Annotated in this window: 12 protein-coding genes, 1 tRNA gene and 1 pseudogene; 5 read left to right on the top strand and 9 right to left on the bottom strand. The window is 38.5% G+C overall.

Annotated features, from left to right (window positions below; genetic code table 11):
- Window positions 1–96: 96 nt before the first annotated feature.
- The 4 genes from tsf to rplM all read right to left on the bottom strand — a co-directional run bounded on the left by tsf (window position 97) and on the right by rplM (window position 3,227).
- Complete coding sequence (gene tsf, locus G504_RS0113315; protein ID WP_019670686.1) at window positions 97–921, bottom strand: translation elongation factor Ts; 825 nt, start codon at window positions 919–921, stop codon at window positions 97–99.
- A gap of 65 nt (window positions 922–986) precedes the next feature.
- Complete coding sequence (gene rpsB / locus G504_RS0113320; RefSeq protein WP_019670687.1) at window positions 987–2,159, bottom strand: 30S ribosomal protein S2; 1,173 nt, start codon at window positions 2,157–2,159, stop codon at window positions 987–989.
- Window positions 2,160–2,384: 225 nt separating this feature from the next.
- Entirely contained in the window at window positions 2,385–2,771 is a 387-nt protein-coding gene (rpsI, locus tag G504_RS0113325; protein ID WP_019670688.1) for a 30S ribosomal protein S9, read from the bottom strand.
- Window positions 2,772–3,227 carry a 50S ribosomal protein L13 gene (gene rplM / locus G504_RS0113330; RefSeq protein ID WP_019670689.1) on the bottom strand — a complete coding sequence of 152 codons (456 nt, stop codon included), beginning with the start codon at window positions 3,225–3,227 and terminating at the stop codon, window positions 2,772–2,774.
- Between the two features lie 279 nt (window positions 3,228–3,506).
- On the opposite strand from rplM, the gene G504_RS0113335 reads away from it, so the two are divergent.
- A complete protein-coding gene (locus G504_RS0113335) occupies window positions 3,507–4,004 on the top strand; it encodes a hypothetical protein (protein ID WP_019670690.1) in 498 nt (165 codons plus the stop codon).
- Between the two features lie 61 nt (window positions 4,005–4,065).
- Here the strand turns inward: G504_RS0113335 and polA are convergent, their stop codons facing one another.
- Window positions 4,066–6,903, bottom strand: a complete 2,838-nt coding sequence (gene polA, locus G504_RS0113340) for a DNA polymerase I (protein ID WP_019670691.1) — start codon at window positions 6,901–6,903, stop codon at window positions 4,066–4,068.
- 57 nt (window positions 6,904–6,960) lie between these two features.
- Window positions 6,961–7,946, bottom strand: a pseudogene (locus tag G504_RS18735) (isoaspartyl peptidase/L-asparaginase family protein).
- Window positions 7,947–7,986: 40 nt separating this feature from the next.
- Between G504_RS18735 and G504_RS0113350 the strand changes: the two are divergent.
- The 3 genes from G504_RS0113350 (at window position 7,987) to G504_RS0113360 (ending at window position 10,382) form a co-directional block, all read left to right on the top strand.
- Entirely contained in the window at window positions 7,987–8,709 is a 723-nt protein-coding gene (locus tag G504_RS0113350) for a copper homeostasis protein CutC (protein WP_019670693.1), read from the top strand.
- A 55-nt stretch (window positions 8,710–8,764) separates the two neighbouring features.
- On the top strand, window positions 8,765–9,994 hold the full coding sequence (locus G504_RS0113355; RefSeq protein ID WP_019670694.1) for a metallophosphoesterase: 1,230 nt from the start codon (window positions 8,765–8,767) through the stop codon (window positions 9,992–9,994).
- 91 nt (window positions 9,995–10,085) lie between these two features.
- The gene (locus tag G504_RS0113360) at window positions 10,086–10,382 is read left to right on the top strand and encodes a thioredoxin family protein (protein ID WP_019670695.1); all 297 of its coding nucleotides are present in this window, start codon (window positions 10,086–10,088) and stop codon (window positions 10,380–10,382) included.
- Between the two features lie 88 nt (window positions 10,383–10,470).
- On the opposite strand, the gene G504_RS0113365 is transcribed toward G504_RS0113360, so the two are convergent.
- Window positions 10,471–13,785, bottom strand: coding sequence for a glycosyltransferase family 117 protein (locus tag G504_RS0113365; protein WP_019670696.1), 3,315 nt, complete (start codon window positions 13,783–13,785; stop codon window positions 10,471–10,473).
- Between the two features lie 169 nt (window positions 13,786–13,954).
- Here G504_RS0113365 and G504_RS0113370 point away from each other — a divergent pair.
- Window positions 13,955–14,026 (top strand) — tRNA-Gln (locus tag G504_RS0113370).
- Between the two features lie 883 nt (window positions 14,027–14,909).
- Here G504_RS0113370 and G504_RS0113380 read toward each other — a convergent pair.
- A complete protein-coding gene (locus G504_RS0113380; protein ID WP_019670698.1) occupies window positions 14,910–15,878 on the bottom strand; it encodes a 1-phosphofructokinase family hexose kinase in 969 nt (322 codons plus the stop codon).
- Window positions 15,879–15,925: 47 nt separating this feature from the next.
- A complete protein-coding gene (locus G504_RS0113385; RefSeq protein WP_019670699.1) occupies window positions 15,926–16,789 on the bottom strand; it encodes an OmpA/MotB family protein in 864 nt (287 codons plus the stop codon).
- Window positions 16,790–16,956: the final 167 nt, after the last annotated feature.

The raw sequence follows: 16,956 nt of genomic DNA on the forward strand, positions 1-16,956 counted from the left end.
ATAGTAAATGTTTCTTTAACAATAAGTTTAGGATTTCACACATAAAAAAACCACTTCTCTTTTGAAAAGTGGTTTTTTAATAATTAAATTGTTGTTTTAGCCTAAAGCCAACCTTTCGAAGCCTGTTATTTTCAAATCAGGATTGACGGATTGGATGTATTGAGAAACACTCTGCTTGCTGTCTTTAATAAAATCCTGGTTAACAAGAGTATTGTCTTTAAAGAAACGTTTTAATTTGCCTTTTGCAATATTGTCCAGCATGGCCTCGGGCTTACCTTCCTGACGCAACTGGTCTTTGGCTATTTCTATCTCCTTATCAATAACGGATTGATCTACTGCCGATTCATCAAGTGCAACCGGATTCATAGCTGCTGCCTGCATAGCTATATCTTTGGCCGCTACATCCGCACCTTCAACTGCACTAGAAAGTCCTACCAAAGTTGCAATCTTGTTACCTGCATGAATATAAGATCCAACATAGGGGGCATTCAGTTTTTTAAAGCCGCCAATTTCAATTTTTTCACCAATTACACCGGTTTGCTCAGTAAGTTTTTCCTTTACGCTAATGCCATTGTAATTTGCATTCAGGAATTCATCTTTACTGTCAAAATCAAGTGCAAGTTTAGCCAGCTCATTGGCCAGGGCAACAAAACTATCATTCTTGGCAACAAAATCTGTTTCACAATTAAGAGAAATTAAAACTCCACTGGTTTTGTCAGAATTAACCTGGGCAATAGCGGCTCCTTCAGATGAATCTCTATCTGCTCTCTTTGCAGCCACTTTCTGTCCTTTTTTTCGAAGGATTTCAATAGCTTTTTCAAAATCTCCTTCGGCTTCGACAAGTGCATTTTTGCAGTCCATCATTCCTGCACCAGTTGTCTTTCTTAAATTGTTAACTTCTGCGGCGGTAATTTTCACCATTTTATTTTCTTTTTATTGAACATGTTAACCCATGTTCAGTTGTAAATTATTTTATAAACCTTTAGTTATTCTACTCCTCCCTTAGCCTTCTCCTGCCAGTCCTGCAATTCATCCCAGTTACCATCAGCAGCCATTTTTGCCTGTTTTGGCCAGGAACCTGGATCTAAATGCGCCATCCTGGAACTTGCCTCAGTTAGAATTTCCTTGATTTTATCTGCATTTGCCTTCGCTAGTTTTGCATATGAATCAATTCCGGCATTAGAAAGTGCCTCAGCAGCCTTTGGACCTATACCCTCAATTTTTGTAAGATCGTCAGATTCTGCTTTTACAGCTTTTTTAGCTTCGGGTTTTTCTTTCTTTTCTGATATCACTTCAGCATCGTCTTTTACTTGCTCAGGAGTATCTTTTGCTTTAGGAGCTTCAGCCTTTTCTTCCTTAGGGGCTTTCGCAGTCACTGCCTTTTCTTCCTCAACTTTTTCTACGACCTCTGCTTTGGAAGGGGCGGCAGTTTCTTGGGCAACACCTTCTTTTTCAGCTTGTTTTTCAGATTTGCGCTCCTCCAGACCGGCGGCAATTGCATTTGTAACTTCCGTTAAAATAATATTGATGGATTTGGATGCATCATCGTTGGAAGGAATTACATAATTGATGGGCCTTGGATCCGAGTTGGTATCTACCATTGCAAATATTGGAATATTCAATTTTTGGGCCTCTTTTACTGCGATATGTTCCCGCATAGTATCTACAATAAATAAAGCCCCGGGTAAACGTGTCATATCCGAGATAGAACCAAGGTTTTTTTCCAATTTAGCACGAAGTCGGTCTACTTGTAAGCGCTCTTTTTTGGAAAGGGTATTAAAGGTCCCGTCCTTCTTCATCCTATCAATAGAAGCCATTTTTTTAACTGCCTTTCTGATAGTTACAAAGTTGGTCAACATACCACCTGGCCATCTTTCGGTGATATAAGGCATATTTACATTGGCCACTTTCTCAGCAACAATATCTTTTGCCTGTTTCTTTGTAGCCACAAACAGTATCTTCCTTCCGGAAGCTGCAATTTTAGACAAGGCTTCATTTGCCTCCTCCAATTTAGCGACTGTTTTGTACAAATTGATTACGTGAATTCCATTCCGCTCCATGTAGATATAGGGAGCCATATTCGGATTCCATTTTCGTGTAAGGTGTCCAAAGTGCACACCTGCTTCCAATAATTCTTTTACTTCAGCTTTCTTAGCCATTTTTATACTTAGTTTACGTTCTTTTGAATTAGCAATGTTGAAGTGGTATTCCTTTTTAAGGGAAAGCCTCCAGCATTTAGATGCTAAACTAAATTTTATCTATACCTCCTTTTATTGATACTCTAAATATAAGTAACCGGAAGGATTAGATTTTTAATTGTCTCTATAAACCGAGACTTTCAATGAACTTGGGTTAAAATCCTGAATTCGTTCCAGGACTATATTTTATCGTTTGGAGAATTGGAATTTCTTCCTTGCTTTTTTCTGACCAAACTTTTTACGTTCAACCATTCTGGGATCTCTGGTAAGTAATCCTTCAGGTTTTAACAATTCCCTGTTTTCTGCTTCAATCTCACATAGGCCCCTGGACAAAGCTAATCTCACTGCTTCTGCCTGACCTGTTATTCCACCTCCGAAAACATTAACTTTAACATCGTAATTGTCTACGGTATTGGTTAAAGCAAAAGGCTGCTTTACTTTATACTGTAAAGTAGCAGTAGAAAAATAATCATCTAATGCCCTGTCATTAACAGTAATCTTACCTTTCCCTTCAGAAATATATACGCGCGCAACTGCCGTTTTTCTTCTACCTATTTTATGAATTATGTCCATTTAATTTAGGTCATTTAAGTTAATAGCCTTTGGTTTTTGTGCTTCCTGATCATGTTCAGTTCCGGCATAAACTCTTAAGTTTCTGAATAATTCGGCCCCCAGTTTGTTTTTAGGAAGCATACCTTTTACTGCTTTCTCAATAATGCTTGCGGGATTTTTATCTAAGAGTTCCCGAGCAGTGGTTGATCTTTGACCTCCGGGATAGCCAGTATACCTTAGGTAGGTCTTGTCTTCCCATTTGTTTCCACTAAGTTGAATTTTTTCTGCGTTCACAATTACAACATTGTCCCCGCAGTCAACATGTGGTGTAAAACTTGGTTTGTATTTGCCTCTTAAAATTTTTGCTACTTTAGAAGCAAGTCGTCCCAAAGTCTGGCCTTCGGCATCAACTAATAACCACTGTTTTTCAACGGTGTTCTTATTAGCAGATTTGGTCTTGTAGCTTAATGTATCCACTACTTTATATTTATTAATTAAACACTTTAATCCCGTTTAACGGGCTGCAAATGTACAACTATTAAGTTTAAATGCAAACCCTTATTTCTCAATTTTTTTTAAAATAATCAGGTGTTTTTGATTCTGATATATAGCGCAAGATTTTGATTGTTATATGAATGGACAAACAAAGGACCGTTGATTTTTATTTTAAATCGTTTGCTAAACCAGCTAACCAAACATACTATATGGTAATATTTTACGTTTTTCAACTGATGAAATCTTAATAAACCGAAAAAAATGAAACGTAACCTATTAGCCCTTTTTATTGCAACAGCTTTATTATTCTCATGCTCATCAGACAAAGATGATACAAATCAGGAAAATGATATTATTGGGTCATGGGAATTAACCGCATTGGAAATTGATGACAACACAGCAAGTGACGATGAAAAATTTGCGCGGGATATTTTAAGTTTTTTATCGGCATTAGATTGCTCTCTTCTGACGATTACTTTTAATGCGGACCAAACTGTTATCACAGAAAATTCAGGAAATTACCTGGATATTAACGTAATTACCGGAGGAACAGGGCTTGATGTTCCATGTCCAACTGAGAAAGACACTAGTGTAGATAGTTATCTTTATGAAGGAGGAGTTCTTACCTATATAGACGAGAATGAAATAGAGACTAAGGTCAAGGTAATCATTTCAGGAAATACGATGAGGGTAAATGCTGTGGAATTAGATTTTGCCAATTTTGACGATGGTGGTGAATTGATCTTTACAAAAAGATAATAAGAAATACACAAATACGGATTATCAAAACCCTTTGCATAGTTCAAAGGGTTTTTTTGTATCAGTGCGCTTCCAGCCAATTTTTGCCGATACCCAGTTCTACATCAAGTGGCACAAGCAGTTCATAAGCATTTTCCATTTCGGTTTTGATCATGACCTTTAGGTCTTCCAGTTCCGGCTTATAAATATCAAATACCAGTTCATCATGCACCTGTAGGAGCATCTTGGATTTATAATTCCCCTCTGTAAGTTTTTTGTGGATATTGATCATGGCAATTTTTATTATATCTGCTGCGCTGCCTTGTATGGGTGCATTAACGGCATTTCTTTCTGCAGCACCTCGCACAATGGCATTACTGCCATTAATATCTTTTAAATAGCGTCTTCTGCCAAGTACTGTCTGCACATAACCGTGTTCCCTGGCGAAATCTATTTGATCGCTGATATAATTTCGCAGTTTTGGGTACGTCTTGTAGTAGGTGTCAATTAGTTCCTTAGCCTCAGTCCGCGATAAATCTGTTTGATTGCTCAATCCAAATGCCGATACTCCGTATATTATACCAAAATTCACAGTTTTGGCATTACTTCTCTGATCTCTTGTAACTTCCTCCAGAGGAACGTTAAAAACTTTTGAAGCGGTTGAAGCGTGAATGTCTTCGCCTTTTTTGAAGGCTTCAATCATTGTTGTTTCTTTACTTAGAGAAGCAATTATACGAAGTTCTATTTGAGAATAATCTGCGGCCAGAAGAAGATAATTATCATCTCTTGGAATAAATGCCTTACGCACCTGCCTGCCTCGCTCGGTTCGGATTGGTATGTTTTGAAGGTTAGGATTATTGCTGCTCAATCTTCCTGTGGCAGCTACAGTCTGCATATAATCTGTATGCACCCTGCCCGTACTTTCTTCAACCTGCTCCGGCAATGCATCAATATAAGTACTCTTTAGTTTGGCCAGACCTCTATAATTAAGGACATCTTTAATGATGTCGTGTTCCTTGGCAAGAGAAGAAAGTACATCTTCAGAAGTAGAATACTGCCCCGTTTTTGTTTTTTTAGGCTTGTTGACAAGTTTTAATTTATTAAATAAAATTTCACCTAACTGCTTTGGGGATGCAATATTAAATTCTTCTCCGGCTTCCTGATAAATCTTTACTTCCAGATTCTTTATGTCTTCATCTAAATCTTTTGAAAGTGAATGAAGAAATTCCTTGTCAAGGTTAATCCCTTCTAATTCCATATCCGCGAGAACACTCACTAACGGAACTTCAATATTCCTGAACAGCTCTTGTGTTTTGGCTTCCCTGAGTTCCTTTGCAAACTGATTTGCAAGTTGAAATGTTATATCCGCATCTTCTACTGCATATTCTGTCTGTTTATCCAGACTAACATCGCGCATACTCAGTTGATTTTTACCCTTTTTTCCTATTAGTTCCGTAATGGAAATTGGTGTATAGTTCAGGTAGGTCTCTGATAAAACATCCATGTTATGGCGCATATCCGGATTTATAAGATAATGGGCCAGCATGGTATCAAATAACCTCCCCTTGACTGTAATATTGTACTTGTGAAGTACTTTGATATCATATTTTAAATTCTGACCAATTTTCTCTATATGTTCCGCTTCAAAAAATGGACGGAGCTGTTCAATTGATTCCTGTGCATTTTCAAGTCCTTCCGGAAAAGGTATATAAAAACCTTTGTGCGCTTCCCATGAAAAAGCGATTCCCACGAGTTCGGCTACCAGAGGATTCAAAGAGGTTGTTTCCGTATCAAAACATACCTTGGTTTGTTTCATTAGATTTTGAAGGAATAACTTCATGCCCATCCCCGGTGAAACACTCTGATACACATGGGCTACATCATTTATGGTTTTTCTGCTGGAAAATTCTTTTAATGTCGCCGGAGAATCCCCATCACTTCCAAAAAGAGAAAACTGGCCACTTCCGGCAGCCTGCTGCTCTTTTTTAGGTTTTGGTTCTTCACTTTTACCTTCAGTAACTGCATTTTCAGTTTCTTTGGAGAAAATCCTTAAAAATTGTTCCTTAAGCCTTCTGAATTCTAATTCCTCAAATATTTTTTGTACTTCTTCACTATCTGGTTCAGACAATTCATAATCCTTGTCGTCAAATGTAACATTGCAGGTTACACAAATTGTTGCTAATTTCCTGGACAGTCTGCCCAGCTCGGCATATTCTTCCACCTTCTCTTTCATTTTCCCCTTAAGCTTATCCGTATTTGCAAGCAAACCTTCCAGGGAGCCAAATTCGGCTATAAATTTTTTGGCAGTTTTATCTCCAACTCCGGGAAGTCCCGGAATATTATCACTGGCATCTCCCATCATTCCCAAATAGTCAATCACTTGTTCGGGGCGTTCAACTCCAAATCGAGTTTGTATTTCAGGGATTCCCCAAATTTCAACACCGTTACCCATTCGGGAAGGGCGGTACATAAAAATATTTTCCGATACCAATTGTCCAAAATCCTTGTCGGGTGTTACCATGTAAACTTTGTAGCCTTCTTTCTCTGCCTGTTTGGCCAATGTGCCAATAATGTCATCGGCTTCCAATCCAGATACCTCTATACAAGGGATATGCATGGCTTTAAGAATATCCTGAATTATTGGTATTGCTACCCGAATAGCATCTGGTGTCTCAAGGCGGTTTGCCTTGTATTCTGCAAATAATTCTGTGCGCTCCGCACTACCGTCCTTATCGAAACAAACGGCGAGGTGGTCTGGCTTCTCCCGTTTTATAACATCAAAAAGGGAATTTACAAACCCCATGATTGCCGAAGTGTCCATTCCTTTGGAATTTATCCTGGGATTTTTAATCAGGGCATAGTATCCCCTGAATATCAGAGCGTATGCATCCAATAAAAAAAGTCTTTTCTGGTCTGCCATTTTTTGAGTTCTAGTAGAATTTCAAATCTACAAAGTTTAAGTGCTTTAGTAAAGTATTTAAGTGCTTATATAGCTACTTGCTGTGTTATTGCTATGTCCTTTTTCGGAAAAGACCCTGTAGGTAAAACCGGGCTGAATGCAATAACCTCCGGTTTCCCCCTTTTTATTAATGGCAATAAAGCCAATCTGGAAATCCAGTTTCTCCTCGTTTTTCTCTATGATGCGTTTTACACCTTCCTCACACGCCTCTTGAGGTGTTTTACCCTGCCTCATTAATTCTACAATAAGAAAACTCCCTACAGTGCGAACTACTTCTTTCCCAACTCCTGTAGCTGTGGGCCCGCCAACCTCATAGTCTATAAATAATCCGGCTCCAATTATGGGTGAATCACCTATACTACCTGCCATTTTATAGGCCATTCCACTAGTTGTGCAAGCACCAGCAAGATCTCCTTTATTGTCAATTGCTAACATCCCAATGGTATCATGATTTTCTATATTTATAACAGGTTGGTATTTTGAAGTTTTTTCCATTCTATCCACTCCTTCTTCGATTTCTCCGTTAGTAAGTTTTCTTTTTTAAAACCCCTTTCATATGCAAACATTTCGGCACCCTTTCCCGCGAGCATTACATGAGGCGTATCTTCCATAACTTTCCTAGCAACTGAAACCGGATGTACTATATTTTGAAGGCACACAACGGCTCCGCAATTGCTGTCTTTGTCCATTATACATGCATCCCCAGGGTAACATTACCTTCCCTGTCTGGCCTGCCCCCCTTACCTACAGATTGATTCTCAATATCTGCTTCTTCAATCATTACTCCCTGTTCTACTGCGTCTAAAGCGTTACCGGCATTGCTAAGAACTTCCCAGGCTTTGTTCGTTGCATTGGGTACATCCCATGTTGCAATGACAATTGGTTTTTGTATTTCATGGGGCGTTTCTTCTTTCTTTTCTGTTTCGCAGGCCGATAGAATTGAAGCAGAAAAAGATACCGGCAGTACTTAAGGAAGAATTTTTTAAAAATTTTCTACGTTTCATCTGGTAGGGTTGCTTATTTTTATCTGTCTAAATATATGAAATGATCGTAGAAGTATGCGCCAATTCTTATCAATCTGCCCTCAATGCAGAGCAAGCCGGTGCCGCCAGGATAGAGCTCTGCTCAGAATTGGCTGTAGGAGGTGTAACACCGTCTTACGGTTTGGTAAAGAAGGTGTCAGAAAATCTTACTATTCCAATTCATGTTTTAATAAGACCACGCAGTGGCGATTTTACTTACTCTGCGGATGAGTTTGAGATTATGAAAACAAATATTGCTCTTTGCGCAGATCTTGGTGTATCCGGAATTGTTTCGGGAGTTTTGCATTCAAACGGCACCCTGGATAAGCAGCGAACCGGGGAATTAATTTCTGCAGCGAGGAATTTGCATTTTACTTTTCACCGGGCGTTTGATTGGGTAGAAGACCCTTTAAAAACTCTATTTGAACTGGAAGATTTAGGGGCTGATTGTGTTTTGACCTCCGGGGGAAGGCAAAAGGCGGAAGAGGCCATAAATGAGCTCGTATTGTGGAAAAGCAAAGTAAATAAATGTATTGTTATGCCTGGTGGGGGAATACGAAACAACAACGTGCTGCTTTTTAAAAAAAATGGATTTGAAGCAATACATCTTTCGGGGTTAATGTTTAGAAAAACACTTGAAAAAACCCCTGAACCTTCAATGAACAACGCAACATATCTGAAAGATGATGAAATAGCCCTAACCGATCCGGAGATAGTACGTACTCTGGTTCAAAGCGTTAAATAATGGTGAAGATGTAAAGTAATACTCTTCTAAAGAAATATATTTGTAAAAAAAATATATGCTGCGCTGGATAATTTTTGTAATAATTTATCTTATTCTGGGATTCTATACCTTACAAGCCCTGAAGACCGTAAGCAGGTTTCCTTGGGTTTATTTTGTATTTGCAGCGATATCCCTGCTGGTGCTTGGAAATTTTATTTTTCAATTTACCTTTGGCGAGGAGGGCGGTAGGGTACTAAGCAGGCCTAAAAGTTATGCTTTTGGGTTTTTAATTGCCATCCTTACGTTTAAAATAATCACGATAATATTTCTGTTTTCTGAAGATATTTTCAGATTCATTTCCGCAGGGTATCATAAATTTTATGGTACCGACAGGGAATTCAGCCTGCCGGAAAGAAGGAGGTTTTTAAGTTTGATAGCAATGGGAATTGCAGCAATTCCTTTTGGATCATTGCTATACGGGATGTATAGGGGGAAATACAATTTTAAAGTATTGAAATACCAAATGGAATATGAAGATCTGCCGCCTGCTTTTGATGGATATCAGATTACTCAAATATCAGATATTCACAGCGGAAGTTTTGATAATAGAAAAAAAATTGAATATGCGGTTGATTTGATCAATAAGCAAAAGAGTGATGTTATTTTTTTTACCGGAGACATGGTAAACAATAAGGCTGATGAAATGAAACCATGGGCTGAATTGTTTTCGAGCTTAAAGGCCGCAGACGGCAAATATTCAATTCTGGGGAATCATGATTATGGAGATTATATAAGCTGGGATACAGAAGAGGAAAAAATGCAAAATTTGGATGATCTTAAACTTATGCAAAAAGAAATGGGTTTTGATCTTTTGCTGAATGAGAGTAGATATCTGAAAAAAGAGGAGGATAAATTGGCTTTAATTGGCGTAGAAAATTGGGGACGAGGAGGTTTTAGAAAGTCGGGTGATTTAAAAAAGGCTGCTTCTGAAATTAGCCAGGACGATTTCAAAATCCTTCTGAGCCATGATCCATCTCATTGGGAAGATGTAGTTTTAAAAGATAAGTACCACTATCATCTCACACTAAGTGGCCATACACATGGAATGCAGTTTGGGATTGAAATTCCCGGATGGGTGAAATGGAGTCCGGTTAAATGGCGCTATAAGTATTGGGCAGGAGTTTATGAAGAACTTGGAGAATTCATAAATGTCAACCGTGGATTCGGTTTTTTAGGATACCCCGGAAGAGTTGGGATATGGCCTGAAATCACCGTTATTACTTTAAAAAAGAAAGAATTAACTTGAATTTAACTTCCAAGTAATGCCCAAATTTAAGGGGATGCCAGATTTTTTAACATTTTTTCATACATTTGATCTATAACCCAATGTATTTTATATGTCGAAATTCGGTGAACTTATAGATTTAAATATCCCCGTGTTACTTGATTTCTATGCGGAGTGGAACGAACAATCTACCTCTATGCACCCCGTCTTGCGGGATGTGGCAGCCGCCCTGGGAGACAAAGGAAAGGTTATAAAAATAGATGTTGATAAGAATAAAGAATTATCACAAGCACTTAGAATTAAAGGTCTTCCAACCCTTATGATCTACAAAAAAGGGGAAATGGTATGGAGGCAAAGTGGCGAACAAGATGCGAATACATTGATAGGAATACTTAACGAATATCTTTAAGTTTTAATATTGGTTCCAGATTCAATACCCTCTGATAAGATTTAATTTACATTTCCATACTCCGGCAAGTTCTAGGCCCGGATCTTACTCATTCATCAGGAATTGAATCTTTTTCAACCTGCAGAGTATCTGACATATCCGGATTAGACTCCTCTATTAATGGCGGTTCTTCTAATACTTCATCTTTATAGAAATGACTGAACCTGTCTATATGCTCATTAAAAATTAAAGTTTCTTTTTCTGCCAACTCCCTGTCATTGTTTTCAATAAGAATATCAATATTTCTTCTATATGCTTCCATGTCACCAATAATGTTTTCAATATTATCGTATTGTTCATCTAGTGGTATACTGGAATAATAGTCTAATCGATCCTGATAAATATCCCTTAATTTATAGAACAAATCCCGGGCCTTCTTTGTTTCCCCTACCTTGTAATAACTAGCTACATAAGGTTCTACAAAAGCATAAAAACCATAGTGCTCTACAGGCATATTGGTTATGGCAATGTTAATTACATCTTTGGCTTTGTCTATTTTGTTTTCATTAATCAGAGCTTCCGTTAACCTTGCAAGATTGCCCCTGAAAGATAAACCTTGTGACCGGGTCTGGGGGTCATGATAGATATCTGAACTTCCTGAATTTCCCCAATCCCATCCTTTTACAATTTCGTACATTAATTCCGTATCTATTCGTCCCATTTCAAAAGAACTTTGATTCTTGGTGTAGATTGGCACTAATTTATAGGCTAACCCTTCAAGCTGTAAATACTCTTTCATCCAAATGTATTCTGCTTTGTCAAAACTTCCGCCGGAAAAGTAGATTGGCCTTTCCCAATCATTATTGGCAATAATATCCAACATCATAATCCTGTTTTTTGGCAAGGCACTTTTGGGCAGGTCTATATCAATATAATCAACAATTAAGGCAGAATCTTTTTCTTTAACGAGCCCACTTTCCAATACATTTTTCTTATTAACCGGGACTCTGATTTTATTAGTCGGATAATAAACAAGATCTAAAGTGCTCTCGGAATATTCACTTAGGTCAGCACCTTGTTTTTCAAGTATATATCTGAACTTTGTCTGAGGTTTATTACTGCCCACCCAATTCATGAAATCTTTGATATTCCATCTTTTTTCAGCCACCCCTGGAAGTCCCTGATAATAGATTACATCCCTGTTACCATATCTGTAAAGATCATGTGTAAGCTGAGAGGGTATGGGGTCACTTTTGTAAGCCTTTCGCTTCATTTGATCTACATACCAATCCGTTGCGAAAAGGCTGGTACAAATTATGCGTATATCAGTCCGGTATCCCTCAATTTCCTGTGCATACCAAAGTGGAAAAGTGTCATTGTCTCCAATTGTAAATAACATAGCGCCTGCATCTTCCTGGCATGAGTCCAGATAGGCTTTGGCACTGGCACGTGCGGTATAGCGATTAGAGCGGTCATGATCATCCCAATTCTGAAAGGCCATAACTCCGGGTACAGCTAAAAGGCATATCACCAGAATAACCGGTCCCAGCACCTTTGGATTTATAAATTTTTTAAATTCCTCATACAGGCCATATACCCCTAAACCAATCCACAAGGCGAAAATATAAAAGGAACCAACAAGAGAATAATCCCGTTCCCTTGGCTGAAAAATATAGGGATTAGTATAGAATTGTATTGCAATTCCCGTAAATATAAAAAACACAAAAAGTGCCCAGAATTGTTTAGGGTTTTTTGTGAACTGGAAAACCAAACCTATAATTCCCAGAATCAGGGGCAAAAAGAAATAGGTGTTTCTTCCTTTATTTTCCAAAACATCTTTAGGCAGGTTCTTCTGACTTCCCAGGCGCAGGCTGTCAATAAACCCTATTCCGCTTAACCATTCGCCATTGCCATTATATCTGCCCTGTACATCGTTTTGTTTTCCGACAAAATTCCACATAAAATAACGCCAGTACATGTAACCAAATTGAAATTGAAACATATATTTAATGTTCTGCCACACGCTAGGGGGTTCTACTTCCAAATATTCCCCGAATTGGCGTAAAAAACCAATATATTGCTCCTCATCTATCTCACCATTGGCAAGACCCGATTTAACTTGTGTAACCGCTTTTCGTAACTCTTCATTAGAGGTCTTCATTCTAAAATTCAAAGGGCCGAAATATTTCATATAGTTCTCCGCGTTCTGATCACTCCACATTCTGGGTAACAAGCCCCTGTGATCTTCATTGGGACCCTGCATTGCATTCTTGTATTTATTTACAATAATGTATTTGCCGAGCTCTTCATCTTTTTCATATTTTGGTTTATCATCTTTTTCCGGTCCTGCCGGGGCAAACGTATCTGAATAATACGTGCCATAAATAGGGCTATCTACCTGAGGATATTGTTCTCTGTTATAATATGCGAGCAATGAGCGCGCATCAGAAGGATTATTTTCATTGACTACCACATTGGCATTTGCCCGGATTGGTAACATAAGCCAGGAAGAAAATCCAAGGAACAAAAACATTGCACAGAGGACCAAAGTATTGGCTACCCTGTAATTGTTTTTTCTTGTGTAGCTCAATCCATAGTAAAAGGCACCGATAAAAATTAAAAGCATAATCACGGTCCCCGAATTAAATGGTAAACCAATACTGTTAATAAAGAAAACTTCGCTCCAGCCAAATAATTTTAGAACGTAGGTCAATGAAAATTTGTAGACCAGCATTAATATTGCAACTACAATGATATTGGCCAAAAGAAAGTTCTTAACGGTAGTGGTCTTGTATTTTTTGAAATAGTATAATAATCCTATTGTTGGAATGGCCAAAAAGCCCATAAACTGAACACCAAAGGTAAGACCAACTACAAAGGAAATAAGTATCAACCATCGGTTGCCCCTTTGATCCTCAAGATCATCTGTCCATTTTAACCCAAGCCATAATAACAGTGCCATAATAAAGCTCGCCATGGCGTAAACTTCTGTTTCTACTGCATTAAACCAGAAACTATCTGAGAAAGCAAATGCCAAAGCGCCGACCAGGCCACTGCTCAAAACTGCGATGGCATTACTATTGGTAAACTTTTCTTTTTTGGATATTAACTTTCTTGTAATATTGGTAATGGTCCAGAACATAAACAAAATGGTAAAAGCACTGGAAACGCCGGAAACATAATTTACCATTCGTGCAATCTGGTCAGGTTCAAAAGCGAACATGGCAAAAAAGGCGCCAATCATTTGAAGTAAAGGAGCGCCCGGTGGGTGTGCTACCTGCAATTTGGCCGAAGTTGTTATGTATTCCCCAGCATCCCAAAAACTCCCTGTGGGTTCTACGGTAATAGCGTAAGTTATAAGGGCTATAAAAAAAACGACCCATCCAAGGATGGTGTCCCATTTCTCGAAATTCTTTGAAAACATGTACTATGAAGTTTACCAGTCTGGGCGAATTTACTAATTAAAATAGATATGGGCTTATAATTTTGTCAAACCTTTAACAGCAGCGTGTGGTTCTTTTTTTAGTGGAATGTATCCAAAATATTTGTGCAAATAAAAGTTTGTCTTAAATTTGCAGGCTCTTATACACTAATGGCCTATGGTGTAATTGGCAACACAGCTGGTTTTGGTCCAGTCGTTCTAGGTTCGAGTCCTAGTAGGCCAACTAGAATTATAAGTCTATCCCAGTGCTGTCAGGTGTTGGGATTTTTCTTTTGGTATCTTAGTCTAAAACTTCAGGAAATTGCCATTCAGCTTGAATATTATGATGGATGGTAATGTTTTTACCATCAAAAAACTGAATCGACATATTCACTTGTCAAAAAACGAAATTACTTTTTGAGCAGATCAATACAAACGTTACGTTGTTTAAATGGAATAAGGTCTCTCATGGTTTGGGGTAGTTATAAAAAGAAACAGGAAACCGAAGTCTCCTGTTTCCTATGAAGTGTTTTTTACTTTTGTTGCTTCCGAACATAATCCTTCATTATCCTATTTCTAAGATAATGTCTTATTCATGCGGGCAAATAAGGTATTTAACACTTCATTTGACTTATATCTTCTAACAACTATATAAATCAATCCTTTTTTTAAAGAAACCGGGATACAAAAGCATCCCGGTTTCCAAGAAACTGTCAACACTATCCAATGACCGCTTACACTGATCCCTAATAGGAACTATCGCTAGATCCGTTCGCAATTCAAATGGTTTAATGGATGCCTTTGACGGCTTCTGTATTTTTAGATTTTCTTATTCTCACAATAAAAAAACCCATTCTGATAATTTTAAAAAGAAACCGGGATACCGAAATATCCCGGTTTCCAAGAAACTGTCAATTTTTCCCAATGACCGCTTACACTGATCCCTAATAGGAACTATCAGCTAGATCCGTTCGCAATTCAAAAGGTTTAAAGGGCGTCCAAGACGGTTTCTATTCCTATGGGCTCTTTAATTCCCCCGATTTAAAAACCCATATATTAATATTATTCAAAGAACTTTTTTTAAATGTTCAGCTAAAATAAGCAGCCGTGATGATGTATGACATGATTTAGATCAGGTTAGGTGTTTTTTTTGTTTTTTTAACATTTTGCGAACTAATCCATTCAAACAGATGGTCTGCATCTTCTTTTTTACAAAGCTGTGTGCCGGGGTGTAAGGTGGCGGCTGTTCCACAGGCGACCCCATACTGAGCCATTTCAGAAATTGATTTACCTTGTAAGAGTTTATATACCATTCCCGCAACCATACTGTCGCCTGCTCCAATGGCACTTTTTTGATATACAGTGGGTGCGGTAATATATTGCATTACATCCCCGGTAGCCAATAGAGCGCCCTTTGCCCCAAGGGAAACCACCAGCACTTCTACGGCATTTTCATCTAAAAAATTTTTAGCCAGAGAATCCAGTTCCAAAACAGATATAGACTCCGCGCCACAAAGAATGCTAAATTCAGCAAGATTTGGTTTCATCAGGAAAATATTAGCTTTCATACTGGGTAAAAGGGCATCGCCGGAAGTATCCAGAACAAACCGTCCGTTTTTCTTTTTTACAATTTTGGAGACACTAACATAAAAATCCTTTGGAATTCCCAAAGGAAGTTTTCCGCTGGCCACCAAATAGTCACCTTCATCAATATTCTCTTCCACTGCTTGTAGAACTTCCTCCCACTCTTCTTTAATTACATTCGGTCCCGGCACACCAAAGCGATACTGTAAATTGGTGTTTGTGTCCGTTACAGAAAGGTTTTCGCGTGTCCATCCCCGGATATCGATTACTCTTTGCTGGATGCCTTCTTCTGATACCAACTGCTGTAAATGAATGCCATAAGGTCCGCCCGCGACATACATACAGAGTGAGTCACCACCTAATTTTTTGAGTGCCCGTGAGATATTGATGCCACCTCCCCCCGCATAGTACCGTGGCGACATGCATCGTAATTTTTTATTAGGAACAATGCCTGCCACAGAAGTGTCTTTGTCCACAACCGGATTCATAGTAAGTGTAATAATTTTGTTCATTTGATCAATTTTAGTCAAAGAGTATTGAGCCTTAGATTGATAACTTGTCACTCTTCCATTTCCAGGCTTGTAGTTGGGGGCTCCATCAATTCAAAGAATTGGTCTAGCTTGGGCAGGATCACAATCTCTGTCCGTCTGTTTTTTGCGCGACCTTCTACCGTTTCGTTGGTGGTCTTAGGTAAATATTCCGACCGTCCACCTGCAGTCATTCTTGAGGGTTGAACGTTAAATTTGTTTTGCATCAGACGCACTATTGATGTGGCCCTTTTTACGCTCAAATCCCAGTTGTCTGCCATGCATTCAGTGGAAATTGGCACATTGTCTGTATGTCCTTCTACAAGGATATCCAATTCCTTATGATCGTTTACAATCTTTGCGATTTTACCTATAACCTCCTCCGCACGGTTGCTAATTTGATAGCTGCCAGAGCGGAACAACATCTTATCCGAAATAGACACATAGACTACACCTTTCTTTACTTCGATGTTGATGTCCTCATCGTCAAAATTCTCCAGCGAGCGTTTAAGGTTCATTACAAGAACCAGGTTTAGAGAATCCTTCCGTTGCATAGATGATGTAAGATCCTTAATATATTTATTCTGTTCGTTTAGGGCTTCAAGAGATTTCTTGATACTCTCGGCACCAGATTTACTAACAACTGCAAGATCTGATAGGCGTTCCAGCAGGTTGGTGTTGGTGCTTTTAAAGTATTCCAATTGTTGTTCAAGGGATTTGGCCCTGTTCTTTTCATTGGCAATACTGGCTTCCAACATTGAATTCTCGTTTTGGCTATTCTTTAAATTAGTTTCACACAGTGCAGCCCGGTCATGGGCGGCAGCATATTTTTTCTGGCTAACGCAGGATGTTAATAGAAGTATAAGAATTACTGCAGTAAACTTTATAGTATTCATTTGTCAAAATATTTGTTTCGATAACATTTTAAGGCTAAGAAAACAACATTAGCATTGGAAACAAATGATACTGGTCATCCTGGTGGATAATCTCCGATTTTCCATTACAGTTTTGGAATTTCCAAAATTGACTGGATTTTTACATCTGATATACCGATGTCAGACAA

The sequence above is a fragment of the Eudoraea adriatica DSM 19308 genome (assembly GCF_000382125.1).
Taxonomy (GTDB): domain Bacteria; phylum Bacteroidota; class Bacteroidia; order Flavobacteriales; family Flavobacteriaceae; genus Eudoraea; species Eudoraea adriatica.

Excerpts from the sequence above, each read along its gene's own strand:
- polA (WP_019670691.1), bottom strand. The coding sequence starts at position 6,903 with ATGGCAGACCAGAAAAGACTTTTTTTATTGGATGCATACGCTCTGATA.
- rpsI (WP_019670688.1), bottom strand. The coding sequence starts at position 2,771 with ATGGACATAATTCATAAAATAGGTAGAAGAAAAACGGCAGTTGCGCGC.
- G504_RS0113350 (WP_019670693.1), top strand. The coding sequence starts at position 7,987 with ATGATCGTAGAAGTATGCGCCAATTCTTATCAATCTGCCCTCAATGCA.
- G504_RS0113380 (WP_019670698.1), bottom strand. The coding sequence starts at position 15,878 with ATGAACAAAATTATTACACTTACTATGAATCCGGTTGTGGACAAAGAC.
- G504_RS0113355 (WP_019670694.1), top strand. The coding sequence starts at position 8,765 with ATGCTGCGCTGGATAATTTTTGTAATAATTTATCTTATTCTGGGATTC.
- rpsB (WP_019670687.1), bottom strand. The coding sequence starts at position 2,159 with ATGGCTAAGAAAGCTGAAGTAAAAGAATTATTGGAAGCAGGTGTGCAC.
- G504_RS0113335 (WP_019670690.1), top strand. The coding sequence starts at position 3,507 with ATGAAACGTAACCTATTAGCCCTTTTTATTGCAACAGCTTTATTATTC.
- G504_RS0113365 (WP_019670696.1), bottom strand. The coding sequence starts at position 13,785 with ATGTTTTCAAAGAATTTCGAGAAATGGGACACCATCCTTGGATGGGTC.
- tsf (WP_019670686.1), bottom strand. The coding sequence starts at position 921 with ATGGTGAAAATTACCGCCGCAGAAGTTAACAATTTAAGAAAGACAACT.
- G504_RS0113385 (WP_019670699.1), bottom strand. The coding sequence starts at position 16,789 with ATGAATACTATAAAGTTTACTGCAGTAATTCTTATACTTCTATTAACA.
- G504_RS0113360 (WP_019670695.1), top strand. The coding sequence starts at position 10,086 with ATGTCGAAATTCGGTGAACTTATAGATTTAAATATCCCCGTGTTACTT.